Genomic DNA, 16,702 nt, shown 5'->3' with positions numbered 1-16,702 from the left:
TAGGCGCTGGCAGAAAAAACGTGGCTCCGTCGGACGACCGCACAAAACAAGTCCGCGTTTTTACGGGACAAGGTCTGAACAGCCAGTCGGCACTGGACGAACGCTGCTACGGGGGCTACAACGATGCTTCCCAAGACCGCATTTCAGACGCCTGATCCGAAGGGGAGAAGCCGATGAATCCACGCCAACAATGCCTCGACTGCCTGCGATGCACGCCCCCGTTGACCTTCGAGGCGGCATTGTGGATCTCTGTCGAGCATGATGGCCAGGTCGATCCCCGGCAGACGCTCGAACGGCTCGATCAGCTTCAGCGCCGAATAAGCGCTGCGCTGCCGATGCTCCCGGCTGCGGAACTCGCTCAACCCTTGTTGCGACACATGGCGACGATAGGCTTTCAGCAGGATGACGTCGCTCAGCCCAAACCCCAGGTCGCTTTGTTGGACAAGATTGTGGAGCGTCGGCGGGGTCAGCCGCTGGGGCTCGCAATAGTTGCGCTGGAACTTGCCCGTCGCATGGAGATTCCGCTTGAGGGTGTGAACTTCCCTGGGCATTTTCTGCTACGAGTACCCGGTGCCGATCATGCGCTGGACCCTTGCGGCGGCCGCAGGCTTTATCCCAAGGATTGTCGTGAGTTGCTATTGCGCCAGTTTGGGCCAGACATGCCGCTCAAAGCCGACCACCTTCGCACCGCAACCCCACAGGCTATGTTGCAGCGTTTGTCGCGCAATCTGCGCCATTTGCATCAGATCAACGACGATCTCATAGCCTCGTTGAAAGACGCCAACCGTGTTCTGGAAATGGGACAGGCCAACACGAGCGATTATCTCGCCCGTGCCAGCCTGTATCAGACGCTCGAATGCCCTCAGGCCGAACGCTATGACCTGGAGCATGCACTGCTGCTAAGCGACGATCCGGTACAGCGAATCAGGCTCACCCAAAGATTAGTGACTTTGCCGTCCCCTGGAGGTGTTCATTGACGGCCTTCTGCAACTTGGACTCGAACTCACGTTTGCTCCAGATCCAGACGCCCACAGGAACACCCACTCCCGTCGCAGCCAATTGTGCGGCATTGAACAGTTTTCGAAGCTTGTTCCCTCCGGAAACGATGCCCATCACGCCTTCCAGCAACAGCGGCAACGCAGTGGCCCGGTCTCCGGAAATATAGGCGTCCACTCCTTGATAGACCTTGACGGCACTGGTGAAGATTCCCCAGGAAATACGTGCTGCCGGGAACGGAACCAGCAACACATTTCCCAGCCATTGAATGACGGTCCATGCAGTAGAGAGTCGCGCTTCGGCAAGGCTCACGGTCTGAGCATCGACATCGGCGATCATTCGTTCGATCATGTCGCCATACAGCCGCTCGGCATCGATGATCCGGCTCTCGAAACGATTCACGATCCTGATGAACCGCTCGTCGAACTTTCCGCCTCGCTGCAGCCGTTCAAGGAACGTGCCGACCATTGGCTGCCCCATGTAGGCAACACGCCGGTAGCAATAATTCTGCATCTCAGCCGATTCCAGCAACTGGGCATAATCGGTCACAGGCCTGAAGTCGATACCGTCCGGTGAATTAGGGGTGTAGAGCAAGTTGTAAGCCGGATCGCTCTTGCTGAAATCCCGGAAGATGAAGACGCCTTCGATAATCTGATTGGCAATCCGGAATGCCGAAACACTGCTGGTCCTGCTAAAGCCAACGGCATTCTGGTCAAGTCCGTTAATGGTCTGTCGCACCCAGGCATATTGGGACTCATCCATTCGCCCTCGCATGAACTCCTTGAGTGCACCGCGTGTCATGTCGTACTGAACGCGCTTGGCCATCAATAGCTTGCGGCGGGCATACAGCGGATCCCCACGTTTGAGAAACGTTTCTTCAAGGAAGTCCATGTATTTGGCACCCATGTCCGCGCCGCGGATTTGCTTGTCCATGAAGTGGATCAGCCGTACGGGCAATGCGGTTACATCCAGCCCGGTCGAGGAATACAGATGTATCCGTGGCCGGTACGAAAGAATGTCCTTGCTCCCTTCCATCATCAGTTGGGTCAACTGATGCAGCTCGCTGTGCTCGCCGAACTCAGGATTGTCACGACGCGGCAAACCAAGCCCGAGGTATAAGGTGTCCGGATCGACATGACGCGTGTATCCAGCACTGCGCAGGAAATCGTTCAGCAACCTCGACGTCTGCTGGTGCACATAAGAGCGAAAATCTATCAGCCCCGGACTGAGTTTCACGAACTCGGCGTTCAGCGCCTCGATCCGCGCATCCAGCACGGCCCGGACCGACAGGCTCGCAAAGGGCGTCTGATTGTCAGTCTGTGGGGCGGCCATGTCTGCCGCTCGCAGGGCTCGCGATACCTTCTGGCTGACAAGGTCCGCCAGATTGCGTTCGAACGTGTCTCCCTGACAGCGGACAAAGAGGCAGCTGTTAAGCCCCCATAAGGACGGCTTCAGCTGAACGTCATTGATCACCGCGCTGTGCCCGCGCTCCGACGGGCTGCTGGCCAGTTGATCGTGGATATACGAGCGACCGGAATCTGTCGCCAGCCATTCCCCAACCCCGAAGCACAACTGCCTCCAGGAGCTGAATTCGAAGAAATCCTGGCCCCCCGGAGCACCGGGCGCATACAGAACGAAATGCTCGGAAGATTGGGTCTTGTCCGCAAAGACAATGAAGTCATTGAAACGTGTGTGGGTTTCCAGCAGGTAAAGACTGCCGATGCTGTAGCTGGACCCTACCTTGTCTTTGTCAGCGCGAATCATGCTCAGCAGCTCACGACTGCGGTCCTGGATCATATGACCCTGCATTGATGCAGCGAACGCACTCAAGGCAATGGCACTGTCACGATGCAGAACCATTTCGCGAAGATTGTCCGGGTTCTCATAGGCTTGGCGCAGAGCCACGCTGTAGCGACGATGAAGGTTCAACTCGGCGACCATCGTCGTGACGAACTCTTCGGAAAAATCGACGTGGATCTGATCGGTCGCTGGCTCGAAGACCATCTTCTTCTCGACATTCGGCATTCCGTGGATGGCGAACTCGAACAGCGACTTCCGATAGCTGGTGTTCAGGTCTTGGCCGGTACCGAGCCTGATGTTGTCTTGCAGCGTGATCATCACCTTGCTCGGGTCGATCGTGCAGCCCAGGCGCTCGCGGATGTAGCGTATGAGTTCGCTGTGCGCGAATACGACGAACGACTCGACGCCCGCCAGGCGCTTTGCAACGCTGCTTTTGAGTGCCCGATGCCTTTCTTCAAGCGCCAACAGATGCATCTGATCCGACTGCTTTGCGTACTTTCGCCACTCAGGTTGGACAAACGCCTCCATCCTGACCGAGAGCAGATTGAAACGATGGCCCAAGGCATCGTCCAGATAGGAACAAAGCTGCACGCGTTCGAGAGCGGCGTGAAAGCCGGCATCATCCAGTTCCGGTTGCTGCATCAGAAAGTCCAGATCCTCTTCCTGCTTGCGCTGCACCGACTGCATGTGATCTTCCAGCAGTGGACGGTTAATGAAAGTGAATTCCCAGGCGTCGGGCGCGATGGATTGGCCGTTGGTCAGTCGTCCCTGATCGGACAGTGGCATGCAGTCGACAAAATGTTGGTCGGGGTCCCCTCCAGTCAGGCGACGGCTCAGCGTCTCGCGCAGGATAGCAATCGACTCGACGCGCTCGATCCCTCTGCACGGTAAGACCAGGAAGACCACACCTGAAGGCTCGCTGGAGGGTTGGGTGGACTGGGTGATGACATACACCGACGGCAAGGGGATGTGTCTGCCGTTTCGTGAGCGCCAAAACAGCGCAAAGACACCATCGGTGTTACTTCCCAGTACGACGCTGGACAAGCGGCTCTGCTCTGCAACGCTCATGGCCCGGGACAAGCCGAGCAGTTCGATCTCGCTCAGCAGCGCTTGGCGTTGCAGCTCGGAGAGTATCCGGGCAGGCGTATCCATGCGTGTCGTATCAACGGGATGAACAATCCTGCGTTGCCACAGCTCACGGTGATACTTTTCGTACGCCGAGGACACTGTCGGCATGAGCTTGTTGATGACGTCTATCAACTGCCTGTTTTGAGTGCCGGTGAGTGCATGAGCCCGGTCCAGCGTTGCATGTCGTGTATGGAATCCGGCACCTGCGACCTCGGCCACCGGCGTTGCGTTACGCATCGCATCTATGAGCACGTCCGTCATGGCCATCGAGGAGATGGAGCCATTGGAATCGCGACGGTTGAAAAAGATCGCATCAGGGTTGGACACGCGCAGCCCGATATGAGGACGAAATTGTCTGATTCGTTCACGAAGCAGCTCCGATGCCCATTCACGGAACGCCTGGCTCTGGGCCAGGACCTGCTGGCAGCCAGAACTGGCTTCGGCAAGCTTGGTCAGTTGCTGGGTGATCTGATCGAAGCGTTGGGATGCTCTGGAAATAGGGGAAGAATCAATGACGGCGTTCATGGGTAAAGCTCCAAGGTAAATCGCTCATCCCCCTGGCGGCATCCAGCCGGTCGGGAACACAGATAAGCGATGAAAGTGAGCGACTATTAAACGAGCAGCTCGGAGCCGGACTGCGGTACATATTTATATTGTCAGGTCATACCCAGCAACAGCGCTTGTAGGAATAAGCGCTGGCTGCACTAGGAAACGCCCGTAATTGTTGCCGCCTGAGTAACACTCCATGTCGTAAACAGCTATGTTTAAGCGCACAAAAAGAACTTATGATTCATCCACTTCGCGGCCGCCCTCGCCGCGAACCGGAAATTCCGCCTCTTTCGTTTGACAGTTAATACGCTTCAAACCTTTGACGGCATTTCCTGGACGTAGATTTTCAAGCTCCTGGATCTAACGTCTTGTTTAGCCGCTGCCGCTGCAGCGGCTTTTTTTTGACCGTTATTTGACCTAATAGTGGCGCGATGCGATCACATCCCAGACTTTGACCATAGAACTTGAGAGTGCTCGGAAACGCCCTACAACTATTTAGCAGCGGCCCTACAAGCATTAGGCTTAAACGTTAGCTAACCTGCGCGACGATAAACAACATTTTTACGAGTGCGAGGTTTCATCATGCGCAGGAAACGTTGACTGTTTTGATGCTGGCTTTGGGGATCGGATCATTCGCCGGCATCGCCAGTGCAGAACCTAACGGAATCAATCTTAATTCTGTACCAGCTTTAGGGTCAGATTTCTCAAGGTTTTGGACTTAGCCTCGTTTAAGTTTAAATCGATTATCTGGAGCAGCCATGTACATCCTTAGCCGCTCTTGAATCTTGCGCAAATTCTCGATCATATACCCTCTAAAGACCAAGTTGACTCTCAGAATCTGCCGAAACCTTGAAGCTGAGGCAAAAAAAGTGAAGAAGGAATCATTGCTTTATAAAAGGAACAATCCTACAAACAAACAACCATCCGACCTCAAAAAACGGCCAACCCAATTGCTCGAACTGGCCGTTATGTACGTTCGTATCACCCCGTAAACTTCTGCAAATTCGTCATCATTTCCTTCAATGCATCAACATTGTCCGCCGGGTGCACGGCGTCGCTGAAATTGTTGATCGCGGCCCATTGTCCGGCAACATCTTCCGGAGAAAAACCTGAACGAGGGTCAAACCCGACGCCGAGGCTGCGTTCCCAGCGCACTTTGCCGATCCACCCACCGCCTACTTCGTAGAGACCGGCGCTGTCCTGGCATTGCTCGCTGCCCAAATAGACCACCAACGGGCTGACCAACTCCGGTTTAAGCAGCTCGAACACGCTGGCGGGGATCAGGCCTTCGGTCATACGGGTGCCGCCGGTTGGCGCGATAGCATTGACCAAAATGTTGTTCTTGCGCCCCTCCAGAGCCAGGGTGCGGGTCAGCCCGTAAAGTCCAAGTTTGGCCATGCCGTAGTTGGATTGACCGAAGTTGCCGTAAATCCCGGAGGTAGACGAGGTGAAAATCACGCGGCCATAATTTTGCTCGCGAAGGTGCGGCCAGGCGGCGTGAGTGACTTTGTACGCGCCCTCTACATGGACCCGGTAAACCAGATCCCAATCGGCGTCTTCCATCTTGGCGAAGCTCTTGTCGCGCAAAATGCCAGCGTTATTCACCACCACATCCACACGACCGAACGCATCGAGCGCGTTCTGCACGATCTTGTCGCCATCGGTTACCGAATCATGGTTGGCCACCGCTTGACCGCCAAACTCTTGAATTTCCGCCACCACACGGTCGGCAGCAGAAGCGTTGGCCCCCTCGCCATCGGCCGACCCGCCCAGATCATTGACGATGACTTGCGCGCCGTGGCGGGCGAACAGCAAGGCATGGGCACGCCCCAAGCCACCACCAGCGCCGGTGATGATTACAACTTTGTCTTCGAAACGTAAGGATTCACTCATGCCACTATCTCCCCAATGATGGTGCGCGTTCTCGACGCTTTGCGATCAAGCGAAGCGACCTGCAGGATGGATCGAGGACGGGCGAAATAGTCACTGAGTGTCAACCAGACATGGGCAGGTCACAATCAATACGAGGCGCCCTGAATGGCGCTCGATAACGCAAAGGGATGATTGGCCGGTTTGCTGCTCTGCACCACGGACGGCACGGCGACTGCGGGCCGTAAATCGGTGACGGCAGCACGGAACGCTTCATAGCTGCGCAGGACCAGCGTGGGAGACTCGGTCTGGGGATAGCGGCCGATGTTCGGAATGAGAACGGTGTCGGGGTTGGGGATCAACTCACGATAACGCTGCTCCATGTGCTCGCCGGAGACCGGGTCGGCGGCACCGTTGATGAAGCGCATCGGCACCAGATTGCGCTGCATCGCCTGCACCCAGCGCTCGCGCATGATCACGCGCTCGGGGATATAGCTGATCAAGCGGTGCAGGATGTGATGACCGCGACCGGCCGAGATCAGACTCCAGAAGTCATCCAGCTCACTTTCGCTGGGACGCGTATCGGCGCCGAAAGTACGGCTGAATTCTCGATCCAGGCTGTCGCGGTCGAACAGGCGGCCCGTCAACCACCCCAGACGGCTGAGCAGCATTTTCTGGACCCGCAATGGCCGGTGGTTTTCCGGAAACAGTCCACCGTTGAGAAACACGCAGCTGGCCATGTCGAAATGGCCTTCGCCATGGCGCGCCAGCAGTTCCTGAGCGACGCTGTCACCGTAGTCATGGGCCAATACATGTACCGGTCGATGCACCTGCAGGTGGTCCAACAATGCCTGCTGCAGATCGGCTTGTTCCACGAGACTGTACTGGTGGCGGCGGGGTTTGGCTGAATCGCCAAAACCGAGCATGTCGCAGGCAATCACCCGGTATTGCCGCGACAATGGCTGCCACAGGTAATGCCAATCCCAACTGGCAGTAGGAAAGCCATGAATCAGCAGTAAGGGAGCGCCGTGCCCCGCCACCCAATAGCGAATGTTCTGTCCGCGAAACAGGAAGTCGTGCCCGCGGGTACGCCAGACGCAGAGGGGTATTTCCGCGAGCCGCATTATTTCTTGTCCGACTGATCGACCTTGACCAGGCTCGACGCAGTCATCTGATGAAACATCATGCCGCAGGGATTGATCAGGAAGTCTTCGTTACCAGGCAACTTGGCCGAGATGTGGCTGGCAATCAGGTCGTCCCAACCATGCATGGTGACCAGTCGATAGCAGGCGGCAGGCGCCACACGCGCCTGCCATTCAGCGGCGCTGACCTGATCCTTCACGGTCGGGTTGATGTGGCTGACGGTATCGGCAACGACCTGCGCGACTTTCACGATCTGCTCTCCTCGGCGGCTATTCTGCTGTCATGGATCAGCAGTCTAGTCAGCCAGGATAAAAGCGGTACTTGCCTTCGCAGCCACCTTAGTGGCCCGGCGAGTCAGGAGCCAGCAGACGGCTCTAGATCAGGCGTTTCAGAGCATCCACACCAGCAATGGCGCGGCGAACAGGTTCAGTAAACCGGTCAGCACCATGACCAGGCCAGCCACGGAGCCCTCTTCGCCGCCCACTTCCCGCGCGCGGCTCACACCGGCTCCGTGCGCCCCGACGCCGAACAGTGCGCCGCGCGCCAGTGCCGTGCGCAACGGCAGCCATTTGAGCAGCACGCCACCCAGTGCCGCCCCGAACACCCCAGTGCACATGACGAACACCGCGGTCAGCTCCGGCACGCCACCCAGATCGTGGGCCAGCGGCATGGCGAACGGCGTGGTGATGGAACGCGGCACAAGCGACATGACCACCGAAGTATCTAACGCCAGCACCTTGGAAAGCCCGAACGAACTGGCAATCGAAGCCGCGCTGCCTGCGAGCATGCCGATCAACAACGCTGGCCAGTGGCGCGCGAGCAATGCCCGCTGCTGCCAGATCGGCACCGCGAACGCCACCGTGACAGGCCCCAGCACCAGCATCAGCCAATGGGTATTGGTGGAATATTCGGCGTACGCGGTATGCATCGGCACGGCAATGGCCAGCAGAACGGTCGGCACCAGAATCAGCGGCGACAGCAGATAACGGCCGGTCCGGCGATACAGCCAGCGGCTGCCGATGTAAGCGACAACTGTGAAAAGCAGCCAGAAGATCGGCATCGGCTCGAATTTCATACACCACCCCTCGGCGAGCGATCGTTCATGCGGCAGACCAGTTCGACCGTGAACGCGGTCACCAGCATGACCATCAGGGTGCTGCAACCGATTACCAGCATGATCCGCCAACCCTCATTGCGCATCAGCGTTCCGTAATCCAGCAGACTCATAAGAGGCGGGATGAAGAACAACAGCATCTCTGCCAGCAAAAGCCCCGCACCGGTTTGCAGGGTCGCGGGCTTGACGACGCCGGTGGCGAAAACCAGCAACAGCAGCGCAAGGCCTATCACCCCGCCCGGAATCGGCAGTTTCAGCCACAGCGCGATCTCGCAACCGACCTGGTAAATCGCTATCAAGGCAACCAGCTCACCGACTAGCCGGGCGAGACGGGACAGACGTTTCATGATGTTTCAATCCTCTGAGGACTGTAGTTTATCGATTCACCTTCCATCCCAAAAACGAATTGTCAGACTTGCGACTATTCCATTTGGGAATTCAATCATTCACACTGCCGCCATCTGATATCGATCAAGCAGTCCTCATCGTGGAATTCAAACAGCTGCGCAGTTTCATCGAAGTGGTACGTGAAGGCGGTTTTACGCAGGCGGCCAAAACGCTGTTCATCAGCCAATCAGCGGTGAGCAAGCAGGTCGCACAATTGGAGGAAAGCCTTGGCGTGACGTTGCTTGATCGGCAGGGGTCGCAAGTCGCCCTGACTGCGGCGGGAAAGGTCGTGCTTCATCGTGCCGAAGAGATGCTCATCCTGCGCAATGGTCTGCTTCGGGAACTGGACGATCTCAGCAACCTGGCCCGAGGCGAGCTGCGCCTGGGTCTGCCAATGCTTGGCAGTGACACCCTGTTCGCCAAGGCATTCGCCGAATACCGGCGGCTGTATCCGAACGTCTCGGTACATTTGCTCGAAGGCGGCAGCCGCGCCATCGAGCAGGCAGTGATGACAGGTGAACTGGAACTGGGTGCGAGCCTGACCCCGGATGACCCGGTCTTCGCCTCTCAACCTTTTTGCGATGAACCCTTGGACGCGCTGCTGCCAGCCGACCATCCTCTGGCCCATCTAAAGGAAGTGGAGCTAAGCCAGCTCGCTGATACGCCCTTCCTTCTTTACCAGCGCAGCTTCGTGCTTAACGACCGCTTGCTTCAGGCGTGCCAGCAGGTCGGCTTCACACCGCGTGAAGGCGGGCGTAGCGGGCAGGCGGATTTTCTGGCGGCGCTGGTCGCGGCCGGGCAAGGCGTGGTTCTGTTACCCCAAGTGGTGGCCCGGGCGCTGGTTCGACCCGGTGTCGTGCACGTCACGCTCAAGGCACCGGCGAACCTGCGCTGGGACATCGCCTTCATCTGGCGCGAGGGCGCGTACCTGTCCAGGGCTGCACAGGCCTGGCTGGCCCTGGTTCGCCGATAGGCTATTCCCATCATATATAGAAGCGAGAAGCACCAGCGAGCTCGATCAGGCGCTGAGTTTGCCGACGAATTCAGCGAGCCACGGCTCGGCGTCACTTTCCGGAGTGACCGTTTCGCTGGCGTCCAGTCGCAGCATTGCCTGCAATTCGTGAATGCCCAGTTCCTGGAACAGTTCTCGTAACTGCTCGCCACCGCCGCAGAATGTATCGCCGTAGCTGGCATCGCCCAGGGCGATGACGCCGCCCGGCAAGCCGCGCCACGCAGCAGGCAATGTGTCGCGGATCTGCGAGTACAACGGCACAAGGTTGTCCGGCAACTCACCCAGCCCCGTGGTCGAGGTCACGGCCAGAAACGCTTCAGGCGCAAAGGCTTGCAGGTCGGCCAGCGTCGCGCGCGGATTGAACAACACCTGGTGACCGGCATCCTTGATGATCTGCTGGGCGTGTCGGGCAACTTCTTCGGCCGAGCCGTACACCGAGCCCGAAACAATGGCGACTTTCATTGTGTGATCCTGTGACTGATTGAAATCGTGCGGCATTATGCCCCAGACGGACGTGATGTCTTAGAATGGCGCCTCTGCAAATTGCATGGAGGCCATTGATGATCAACGCGAAGCTGATGCAACTGGCGATCGACGCCTCGAACGACGGGATCGTGATCGCTGAGCATGAGGGTGACGATAACATTCTCATTTACGCCAACAAGGCCTTCGAACGCCTGACCGGTTTCAGCGCCGACGAGGTCCTTTATCAGGACTGCCGAATGCTGCAGGGCAATGATCGCGATCAGTTCGCCCGCAGGGTCATTCGCGACGCCTTGAACAAAGGCCAGCCCTGCCGTCAGATTCTTCGCAACTATCGCAAGGATGGAAGTTCTTTTTGGAATGAGCTGTCTATTACGCCGATATTCAATGAGGCCGAAAAGCTCATGTATTTCATTGGTATCCAGAAAGACGTGACCGAACACGTGCTGACGCAACAGAAAGTTGTCGAATTGCAGGCGGAACTGGCGCAAGCTCGGTTAGAGATCGAGAGGTTAAAACGGTAACGCTCTGCAACTGACGAACGGCAGCAACCGGGCAGTGAATTTAGTGTCTGCTTTTTCAATAACGGGTTAATCGGGCTTGATCATGCCGCGCGACGATATCCTCACGCAGGATGAGCTGGATTTCATCCAGAACATGCAGCACAACCCCAAGCTGAACCTGCGCGACAAATCCCGCAGCTTGGTGGTCAATGGGGGCGTGCAGATTCAGGATCTGCTGACGCGTCTGGCCGCCCACGAGCAAGTCACCCTGCAGGCACAGTTCGACAATCAGCAAATGACCTTCCCGTTGCATCTGGTCGAAGACGAATTCCATGCACTGCATCTGGAACTTGGCGCTCCCAGCATCTTTGAGGAAGGCCCGCGGATTCGCCCCTGGCGCCTGATCCTGCCCGAGCCCGTCGCGCTCGAGACCGAAAAAGGCTCATTGACCGCATTGTGGGTGCACGAGATCTCGTTCAAGGGGATTCTGCTGGAAATTCGCAAGCAGACGAAACCACCGAAATATTTTTCCGCCTGGTTCACCCCCGCCGGCCTTGCGCCAATCGCCCTGCGCGGCACTTTCGAACGCCTCACCGAGCAGGGTCTGGCGGCGTATCGCTTGAGTCAGAACAGCAAGGAAGACACCGAGCGCCTGCGCCAATACATCCTTCAGGAACACCGCAAGATCCATCCTTCGATGCATCTGTAGAGCAACTGCGAGCGGCAAGTTACAAGTTAGAAGCCGATATGCAGTGGCCTGTTTTGCGGCTCGGTGCTTGCAGCTCATAGCTGGCTTAAGTATCCAGGCGCCCCGCCAGAAACTGCTGCAGACGCCGTTGCATCGTGGCTCCGTCGCTGCCCAGGCAACCGATCACCGAACCTTGAAGGCTGTCTTGCGCCATATCGGCGGTTTTACCGGCCAGCAACAGCGGGCAGGCCAGCCCCAGGCCGAGCCGTATCAAGCGCTTGGCCATATCCCCTGAAGGCAACTGATCGGAAAACAACACCAGCGCATCGGGCCGTATCTTGCCGCAGACCAGCGCCAGCTCTTCCAGCGGCTGCCCCGGCGCCAGTACGCTGACCCGGATTTTTTCACAGGCCATCAGCAGGGCGGCGACCCACAGCTCCAGCTCCCGGCACGCACCAGGCATCGCGGCCAGCAGTACGCGGTGTTCACTGGATTCATCAGTCAGCTGTAAACGCTGCAGGGTGCGCATGCGCAGGAAACTATCCAGAAACAGCCACTCGCTGACCTGCCCGAACGAGTCATGACGCAGGGCGAACTCATGCCAGACCGGCATCAGCACGTCCTCGTACACCACCTGCTCTGGATAAAGAGACAGAACGTGGCCATAGATGTGGTCCAGCCTTGGCTCATCGAAGTCGTTGACCGCTTGACGCACTCGCTCCTGCCAAGTCCGCCTGGCACTTTCGATGACGCTGAGCGGCCCTTTTTTGGCGTCCAGATCGCGGATGCCTGCGAGGACTTTACCCACCTTGCTGACCGCAACCCCGCGCTCGGTCCACATCAAGATACTGCGAACCGTTTCGACATCGGCCTGGGTGTAGAGGCGATGGCCACCGTCGGTGCGTGTCGGCGTGATCAACCCATACCGACGCTCCCAGGCGCGCAGCGTGACCGAATTGACACCGGTCAGGCGCGATACCTCACGAATGGGCAGCCATTCGTCATCGCCGTCGCACGGGGCGCTGAGCAGTTGAGTCATCGAGATGTCCGTCGTCAGATCATGAGGGCTGGATTGTACATCTGCCGTTGAGCGCATGAGTGTCTGGTATCGGCAAAGACTTCTGGCTTTGTGCGCGGATTCAGGAATAATCCTTGCTTGCTTCTTTCAACGAAGCTGACGCAGCGCCACCACCCCGGCGTTACGCCATGTGATTTCCCTACCCGGGAACCTCACTCGTCTATCGGAGATACATAATGTCTACCTCACCCGTCACGCTGATGGTTGCCCGTCGCGTCGCCCATGGCCGCTATCAGGAACTGATTGCCTGGCTGCACGAAGGCGAACAGCTCGCTACCGACTTCCCCGGCTATCTGGGTTCTGGGGTCCTTGCACCGCCTCCGGGAGACGACGAATTCCAGATCATATTCCGCTTCGCCGATGAAGCCACCATGCACGCGTGGGAGCATTCTGCATCCCGGCGCTCCTGGTTGGTGCGCGGCAGCGGGCTCTTTGCGAAAAACTCGGTGCATCGTGTACGAGGCATGGACGGATGGTTCGGCGCCATCGGTCAACGCCCGCCCCGCTGGAAACAGGCGGTGGCCATCTGGCTGGCATTCTTTCCTGTGTCGCTGATCTTCAACTTCGTGTTGGGGCCATTGCTGGGCCAGCTTGAATTGTTGCCGCGGATCATGATCAGCACGCTGATCCTCACTCCGCTGATGGTGTTCTGGTTCATTCCACTGTCGACCCATCTGCTGTCAGGGTGGCTGCACAGCAGCAATCAGGCGCCTGTCGCCCCGGCCGAACCGGCCTCGACTCGCTGACGCCACACAATCCCTGCAACCGGTGCGAAACGTGTCGGCACCGGCTCGCTGGCGAACGCGGTGTGTCAGTCGACTCATCTGTAACTGACTCACCACATTCGCCAGCAAGCCGACTCCTGCAAAATTGTGTTACTTCGAAGACTTGTGCCTGCCCGCGCAGTTGTACACCACTGACCATTGGGTTAAGTTTGCCCCGGACGTTCGTTCTCTGATGGCCCAATGAAAGCAATCGATCCTAGCCATTCAGAGCCGATAAGCCCGCAATCTTCCGGTTTCTTCTTTCTTGATAAGCGCGCGAGCTGCCATGGCCTCTACCCCTGCCCCTGTCCTGATCACTGGCGCCAGTCAGCGTATCGGCCTGCATTGCGCAGAACGGATGCTGGGCGAAGGTCAGCCGGTGATCATCAGCTACCGTTCCGAGCGTCCTGGCGTTCAGCGGCTCAAGGCACTGGGCGCGATCACGATTCAGGCCGACTTTTCATCGCAGCAAAGCGTGCTGACCTTCATCTCTCAGATCAAGGAGCAGACCGACAGGCTGCGCGCCATCGTTCATAACGCCTCCGAATGGCTGACGGAAACGACAGGCGATGAAGGCGACGTGTTCATGCGCATGTTCAATGTGCACATGCTTGCGCCTTACCTGATCAATCTGCATTGTGCCGAGTTACTGCACCGCTCAGAGACGGCCGACATTGTGCACATCGGTGACGACGTCACGCGCAAAGGCAGTAGCAAGCACATCGCCTACTGCGCCAGCAAAGCGGGCATGGACAACCTGACACTGTCGTTCGCCGCGCGGTTCGCACCGAATATCAAGGTCAACGGTATCGCTCCGGCCATGCTGATGTTTCAACCCGACGACGACGCGGCGTACCGCGCCCGCACGCTGGCCAAATCGGCACTGGGTATCGAAGCCGGGCCCGAGGTGATCTACCAGAGCCTGCGTTATCTGCTGGATAATCCGTACATTACCGGCGCCACGCTGACCGTAAACGGCGGACGGCACATCAAGTAAGCCGCCCCGAGGAACCTTTGATGACCCTGTCACTGCCACAGCATTACCGTGAAATCATTCTCGGCCTGGGTGAGAACCCGGACCGTGAGGGTTTGCTCGATACGCCGAAACGCGCGGCCAAGGCCATGCAGTATTTGTGTCACGGCTATGACCAGACGCTGGAGGAAATCGTCAACGGCGCGCTCTTCGCTTCGGACAACGACGAGATGGTCATCGTCAAGGACATCGAGCTGTATTCGCTATGCGAACACCATCTGCTGCCGTTCATTGGCAAGGCCCATGTGGCCTACATCCCGACCGGCAAGGTGCTTGGCCTGTCGAAGATCGCGCGGATCGTCGACATGTTCGCTCGCCGTTTGCAGATTCAGGAAAACCTGACGCGCCAGATCGCCGACGCCATTCAGGGCGTGACCACCGCAGCAGGGGTTGCGGTAGTCATCGAAGCCCAGCACATGTGCATGATGATGCGCGGCGTTGAGAAGCAAAACTCGACCATGAATACCTCGGTGATGCTCGGCGCTTTTCGTGAATCGACCACGACCAGAATGGAATTTTTGCAACTGATCGGACGGAGCAAGTAGTCCATGGCAAGACTCGAACCAGGCACCGCACGCATCCGGGTCAAAGACCTTTGTCTTCGCACCTACATCGGCATCAATGAAGACGAAATCATTAACAAGCAGGATGTGCTGATAAATCTGACGATCCTGTATGCGGCCCAGGAAGCGGTGCGCGACAACGATATCGATCACGCACTCAACTACCGGACTATCACCAAGGCGATCATCCAGCACGTGGAAAGCAATCGCTTCGCCCTGCTCGAACGCCTGACCCAGGAAGTGCTCGATCTGGTAATGAGCTACCAGGCCGTGCAGTACGCCGAAGTAGAGGTCGACAAACCCCATGCGCTGCGGTTTGCCGAATCTGTGTCGATCACCCTGGCTGCCGAGCGCTGAGTTCGGGGAAATATGGTCCCCTGTGGCAGCGAATTCATTCGCGAGAGGCAAGTACGTCCGATACACATCTGTCGAATGTACAAATGCATCGCGAATGAATTCGCTCCCAGGTCATGAATCCGTTCGACGAACACCATTGCCCACCCCGCCCAGCGCTCTTATCATTCGCCCCATCTTCCATTCGCACAGAGCCTGTCATGACCGAGCAACAACGCCTGGAACTCGAAGCCGCCGCTTTTCGTCGTCTGGTCGCGCATCTGGACAGCCGCAAGGACGTGCAGAACATCGACCTGATGAACCTCTCCGGTTTCTGCCGCAACTGCCTGTCCAAGTGGTACAAGGCTGCCGCCGACGAAAAGCAGATCGACATCAGCCTCGACGACGCCCGCGAAGTGGTTTACGGCATGCCGTACAGCGAGTGGAAATCCCTCTATCAAAAAGAAGCCAGCACTGAGCAACAAGCCGCGTTCGCCAAGGAAAAGAAACATGACTGACCTGAACACCCTGCGCGCCAGCCTGAAAACCGGCGAGCACGTTTTCGCCGACACTCTGGCTTTCGTTACTGCGAACTACGATTACCAACCGCAGGCGTTCATCAACGGCCCGGTGGAAAACGCCGCTGGCCAGAACGAAGGGTCGTGCAAGACGCTGGGGCTGGCGCTGCTGGAAGGTCTGAGCGACGAAGAGGCGCTGCTGGCGTTCGGCGAGCACTATCGCTCGGTGGTTGCCACGCCTGAAGGCAGCGACCACGGCAACATTCGTGCGCTGATCACACATGGCTTGGCAGGCGTGAAATTCAGCGCTGAGCCATTGAGCCGCAAGGGCTGATTTGCAGCGAAGACCGGCTGCGACCGATATCACGGATCGCGTGCCCCCACTGTGGGAGCGAATTTATTCGCGATGGGCCCCTACATTCGCCAAAGATGTGTCGCCTGGAACACCGTTTCACGAATGAATTCTCCTGAGTTCATCGGCAGCCGCGCCGGCGATCAAGGGCAGCGGACTGGACCCGATGGCGAAGTGATTGAAGGCAGGCTGTATTTCAACATCTGACTAATTTCCCCTGTGGGAGCGAATTCATTCGCGAAGGGGCGGTACGACCGACGCATCTCTATGGGCCGTACGACTTCGCGAATGAATTCGCTCCTACAGGTGTTGTTCATCAGCCACCAAGATCCAGCTCAACCAACTCCCCGCGCACATCGCGCCCATCGACGTGCAACACGCCTACGGTA

The 16,702-nt window shown here is 57.7% G+C and carries 17 protein-coding genes and 1 pseudogene; 10 read left to right on the top strand and 8 right to left on the bottom strand.

The window, feature by feature from the left end; genetic code table 11:
* Positions 1–173: 173 nt before the first annotated feature.
* Complete coding sequence (locus ACRER8_RS13455; RefSeq protein ID WP_431746747.1) at positions 174–977, top strand: SirB1 family protein; 804 nt, start codon at positions 174–176, stop codon at positions 975–977.
* Here ACRER8_RS13455 and ACRER8_RS13450 read toward each other — a convergent pair.
* The 6 genes and pseudogenes from ACRER8_RS13450 to ACRER8_RS13425 all read right to left on the bottom strand — a co-directional run bounded on the left by ACRER8_RS13450 (position 931) and on the right by ACRER8_RS13425 (position 8,946).
* Positions 931–4,449 (bottom strand): dermonecrotic toxin domain-containing protein, encoded by a 3,519-nt coding sequence (locus ACRER8_RS13450; protein ID WP_431746746.1) that lies wholly within the window; start codon positions 4,447–4,449, stop codon positions 931–933. The two genes, ACRER8_RS13455 and ACRER8_RS13450, sit on opposite strands and share 47 nt — an antisense overlap.
* Positions 4,450–5,454: 1,005 nt before the next feature.
* Positions 5,455–6,366, bottom strand: a complete 912-nt coding sequence (locus ACRER8_RS13445) for an SDR family oxidoreductase (protein ID WP_431746745.1) — start codon at positions 6,364–6,366, stop codon at positions 5,455–5,457.
* A gap of 125 nt (positions 6,367–6,491) precedes the next feature.
* A complete protein-coding gene (locus ACRER8_RS13440) occupies positions 6,492–7,466 on the bottom strand; it encodes an alpha/beta fold hydrolase (protein WP_431746744.1) in 975 nt (324 codons plus the stop codon).
* A gap of 2 nt (positions 7,467–7,468) precedes the next feature.
* Positions 7,469–7,696: pseudogene (locus ACRER8_RS13435) on the bottom strand (class II aldolase/adducin family protein); the annotation flags it as partial.
* 177 nt (positions 7,697–7,873) lie between these two features.
* Positions 7,874–8,560 (bottom strand): LrgB family protein, encoded by a 687-nt coding sequence (locus ACRER8_RS13430; protein ID WP_431746743.1) that lies wholly within the window; start codon positions 8,558–8,560, stop codon positions 7,874–7,876.
* On the bottom strand, positions 8,557–8,946 hold the full coding sequence (locus tag ACRER8_RS13425) for a CidA/LrgA family protein (protein WP_431746742.1): 390 nt from the start codon (positions 8,944–8,946) through the stop codon (positions 8,557–8,559). The genes ACRER8_RS13430 and ACRER8_RS13425 overlap by 4 nt, the downstream gene beginning before the upstream one ends.
* A gap of 140 nt (positions 8,947–9,086) precedes the next feature.
* Between ACRER8_RS13425 and ACRER8_RS13420 the strand changes: the two genes are divergently transcribed.
* Entirely contained in the window at positions 9,087–9,959 is an 873-nt protein-coding gene (locus tag ACRER8_RS13420) for a LysR family transcriptional regulator (protein WP_431746741.1), read from the top strand.
* 45 nt (positions 9,960–10,004) lie between these two features.
* Here ACRER8_RS13420 and ACRER8_RS13415 read toward each other — a convergent pair whose 3' ends face one another.
* Positions 10,005–10,460, bottom strand: a complete 456-nt coding sequence (locus ACRER8_RS13415) for a flavodoxin (RefSeq protein WP_431746740.1) — start codon at positions 10,458–10,460, stop codon at positions 10,005–10,007.
* A 98-nt stretch (positions 10,461–10,558) separates the two neighbouring features.
* On the opposite strand from ACRER8_RS13415, the gene ACRER8_RS13410 reads away from it, so the two are divergent.
* Together ACRER8_RS13410 and ACRER8_RS13405 are read left to right on the top strand one after the other, a co-directional pair.
* On the top strand, positions 10,559–11,005 hold the full coding sequence (locus ACRER8_RS13410; RefSeq protein ID WP_431746739.1) for a PAS domain-containing protein: 447 nt from the start codon (positions 10,559–10,561) through the stop codon (positions 11,003–11,005).
* Positions 11,006–11,087: 82 nt separating this feature from the next.
* Entirely contained in the window at positions 11,088–11,693 is a 606-nt protein-coding gene (locus ACRER8_RS13405) for a hypothetical protein (protein ID WP_431746738.1), read from the top strand.
* A gap of 85 nt (positions 11,694–11,778) precedes the next feature.
* Here ACRER8_RS13405 and ACRER8_RS13400 read toward each other — a convergent pair whose 3' ends face one another.
* The gene (locus ACRER8_RS13400) at positions 11,779–12,711 is read right to left on the bottom strand and encodes a MerR family transcriptional regulator (protein WP_431746737.1); all 933 of its coding nucleotides are present in this window, start codon (positions 12,709–12,711) and stop codon (positions 11,779–11,781) included.
* A 215-nt stretch (positions 12,712–12,926) separates the two neighbouring features.
* Here ACRER8_RS13400 and ACRER8_RS13395 point away from each other — a divergent pair, with 215 nt between their 5' ends.
* From ACRER8_RS13395 to ACRER8_RS13370, 6 genes are all read left to right on the top strand, one after another.
* Positions 12,927–13,496: an antibiotic biosynthesis monooxygenase gene (locus tag ACRER8_RS13395; protein WP_431746736.1), complete on the top strand. Its 570-nt coding sequence runs from the start codon at positions 12,927–12,929 to the stop codon at positions 13,494–13,496.
* A gap of 304 nt (positions 13,497–13,800) precedes the next feature.
* Positions 13,801–14,511 carry a dihydromonapterin reductase gene (gene folM / locus ACRER8_RS13390; RefSeq protein WP_431746735.1) on the top strand — a complete coding sequence of 237 codons (711 nt, stop codon included), beginning with the start codon at positions 13,801–13,803 and terminating at the stop codon, positions 14,509–14,511.
* 20 nt (positions 14,512–14,531) lie between these two features.
* Entirely contained in the window at positions 14,532–15,092 is a 561-nt protein-coding gene (folE, locus tag ACRER8_RS13385; RefSeq protein ID WP_431746734.1) for a GTP cyclohydrolase I FolE, read from the top strand.
* A gap of 3 nt (positions 15,093–15,095) precedes the next feature.
* Positions 15,096–15,467: a dihydroneopterin triphosphate 2'-epimerase gene (gene folX / locus ACRER8_RS13380; protein ID WP_431746733.1), complete on the top strand. Its 372-nt coding sequence runs from the start codon at positions 15,096–15,098 to the stop codon at positions 15,465–15,467.
* 197 nt (positions 15,468–15,664) lie between these two features.
* Positions 15,665–15,961 (top strand): DUF1244 domain-containing protein, encoded by a 297-nt coding sequence (locus ACRER8_RS13375; protein WP_431746732.1) that lies wholly within the window; start codon positions 15,665–15,667, stop codon positions 15,959–15,961.
* On the top strand, positions 15,954–16,295 hold the full coding sequence (locus ACRER8_RS13370; RefSeq protein ID WP_431746731.1) for a HopJ type III effector protein: 342 nt from the start codon (positions 15,954–15,956) through the stop codon (positions 16,293–16,295). Before ACRER8_RS13375 ends, ACRER8_RS13370 begins: the two co-directional genes overlap by 8 nt.
* Positions 16,296–16,702 lie beyond the last annotated feature (407 nt).

Origin of the sequence: Pseudomonas sp. (assembly GCF_050739935.1) — a bacterium.
GTDB lineage: Bacteria > Pseudomonadota > Gammaproteobacteria > Pseudomonadales > Pseudomonadaceae > Aquipseudomonas.
The sequence above is the reverse complement of the archived record's forward strand: the minus strand, read 5'-3'. Positions and strand labels throughout refer to the sequence as shown.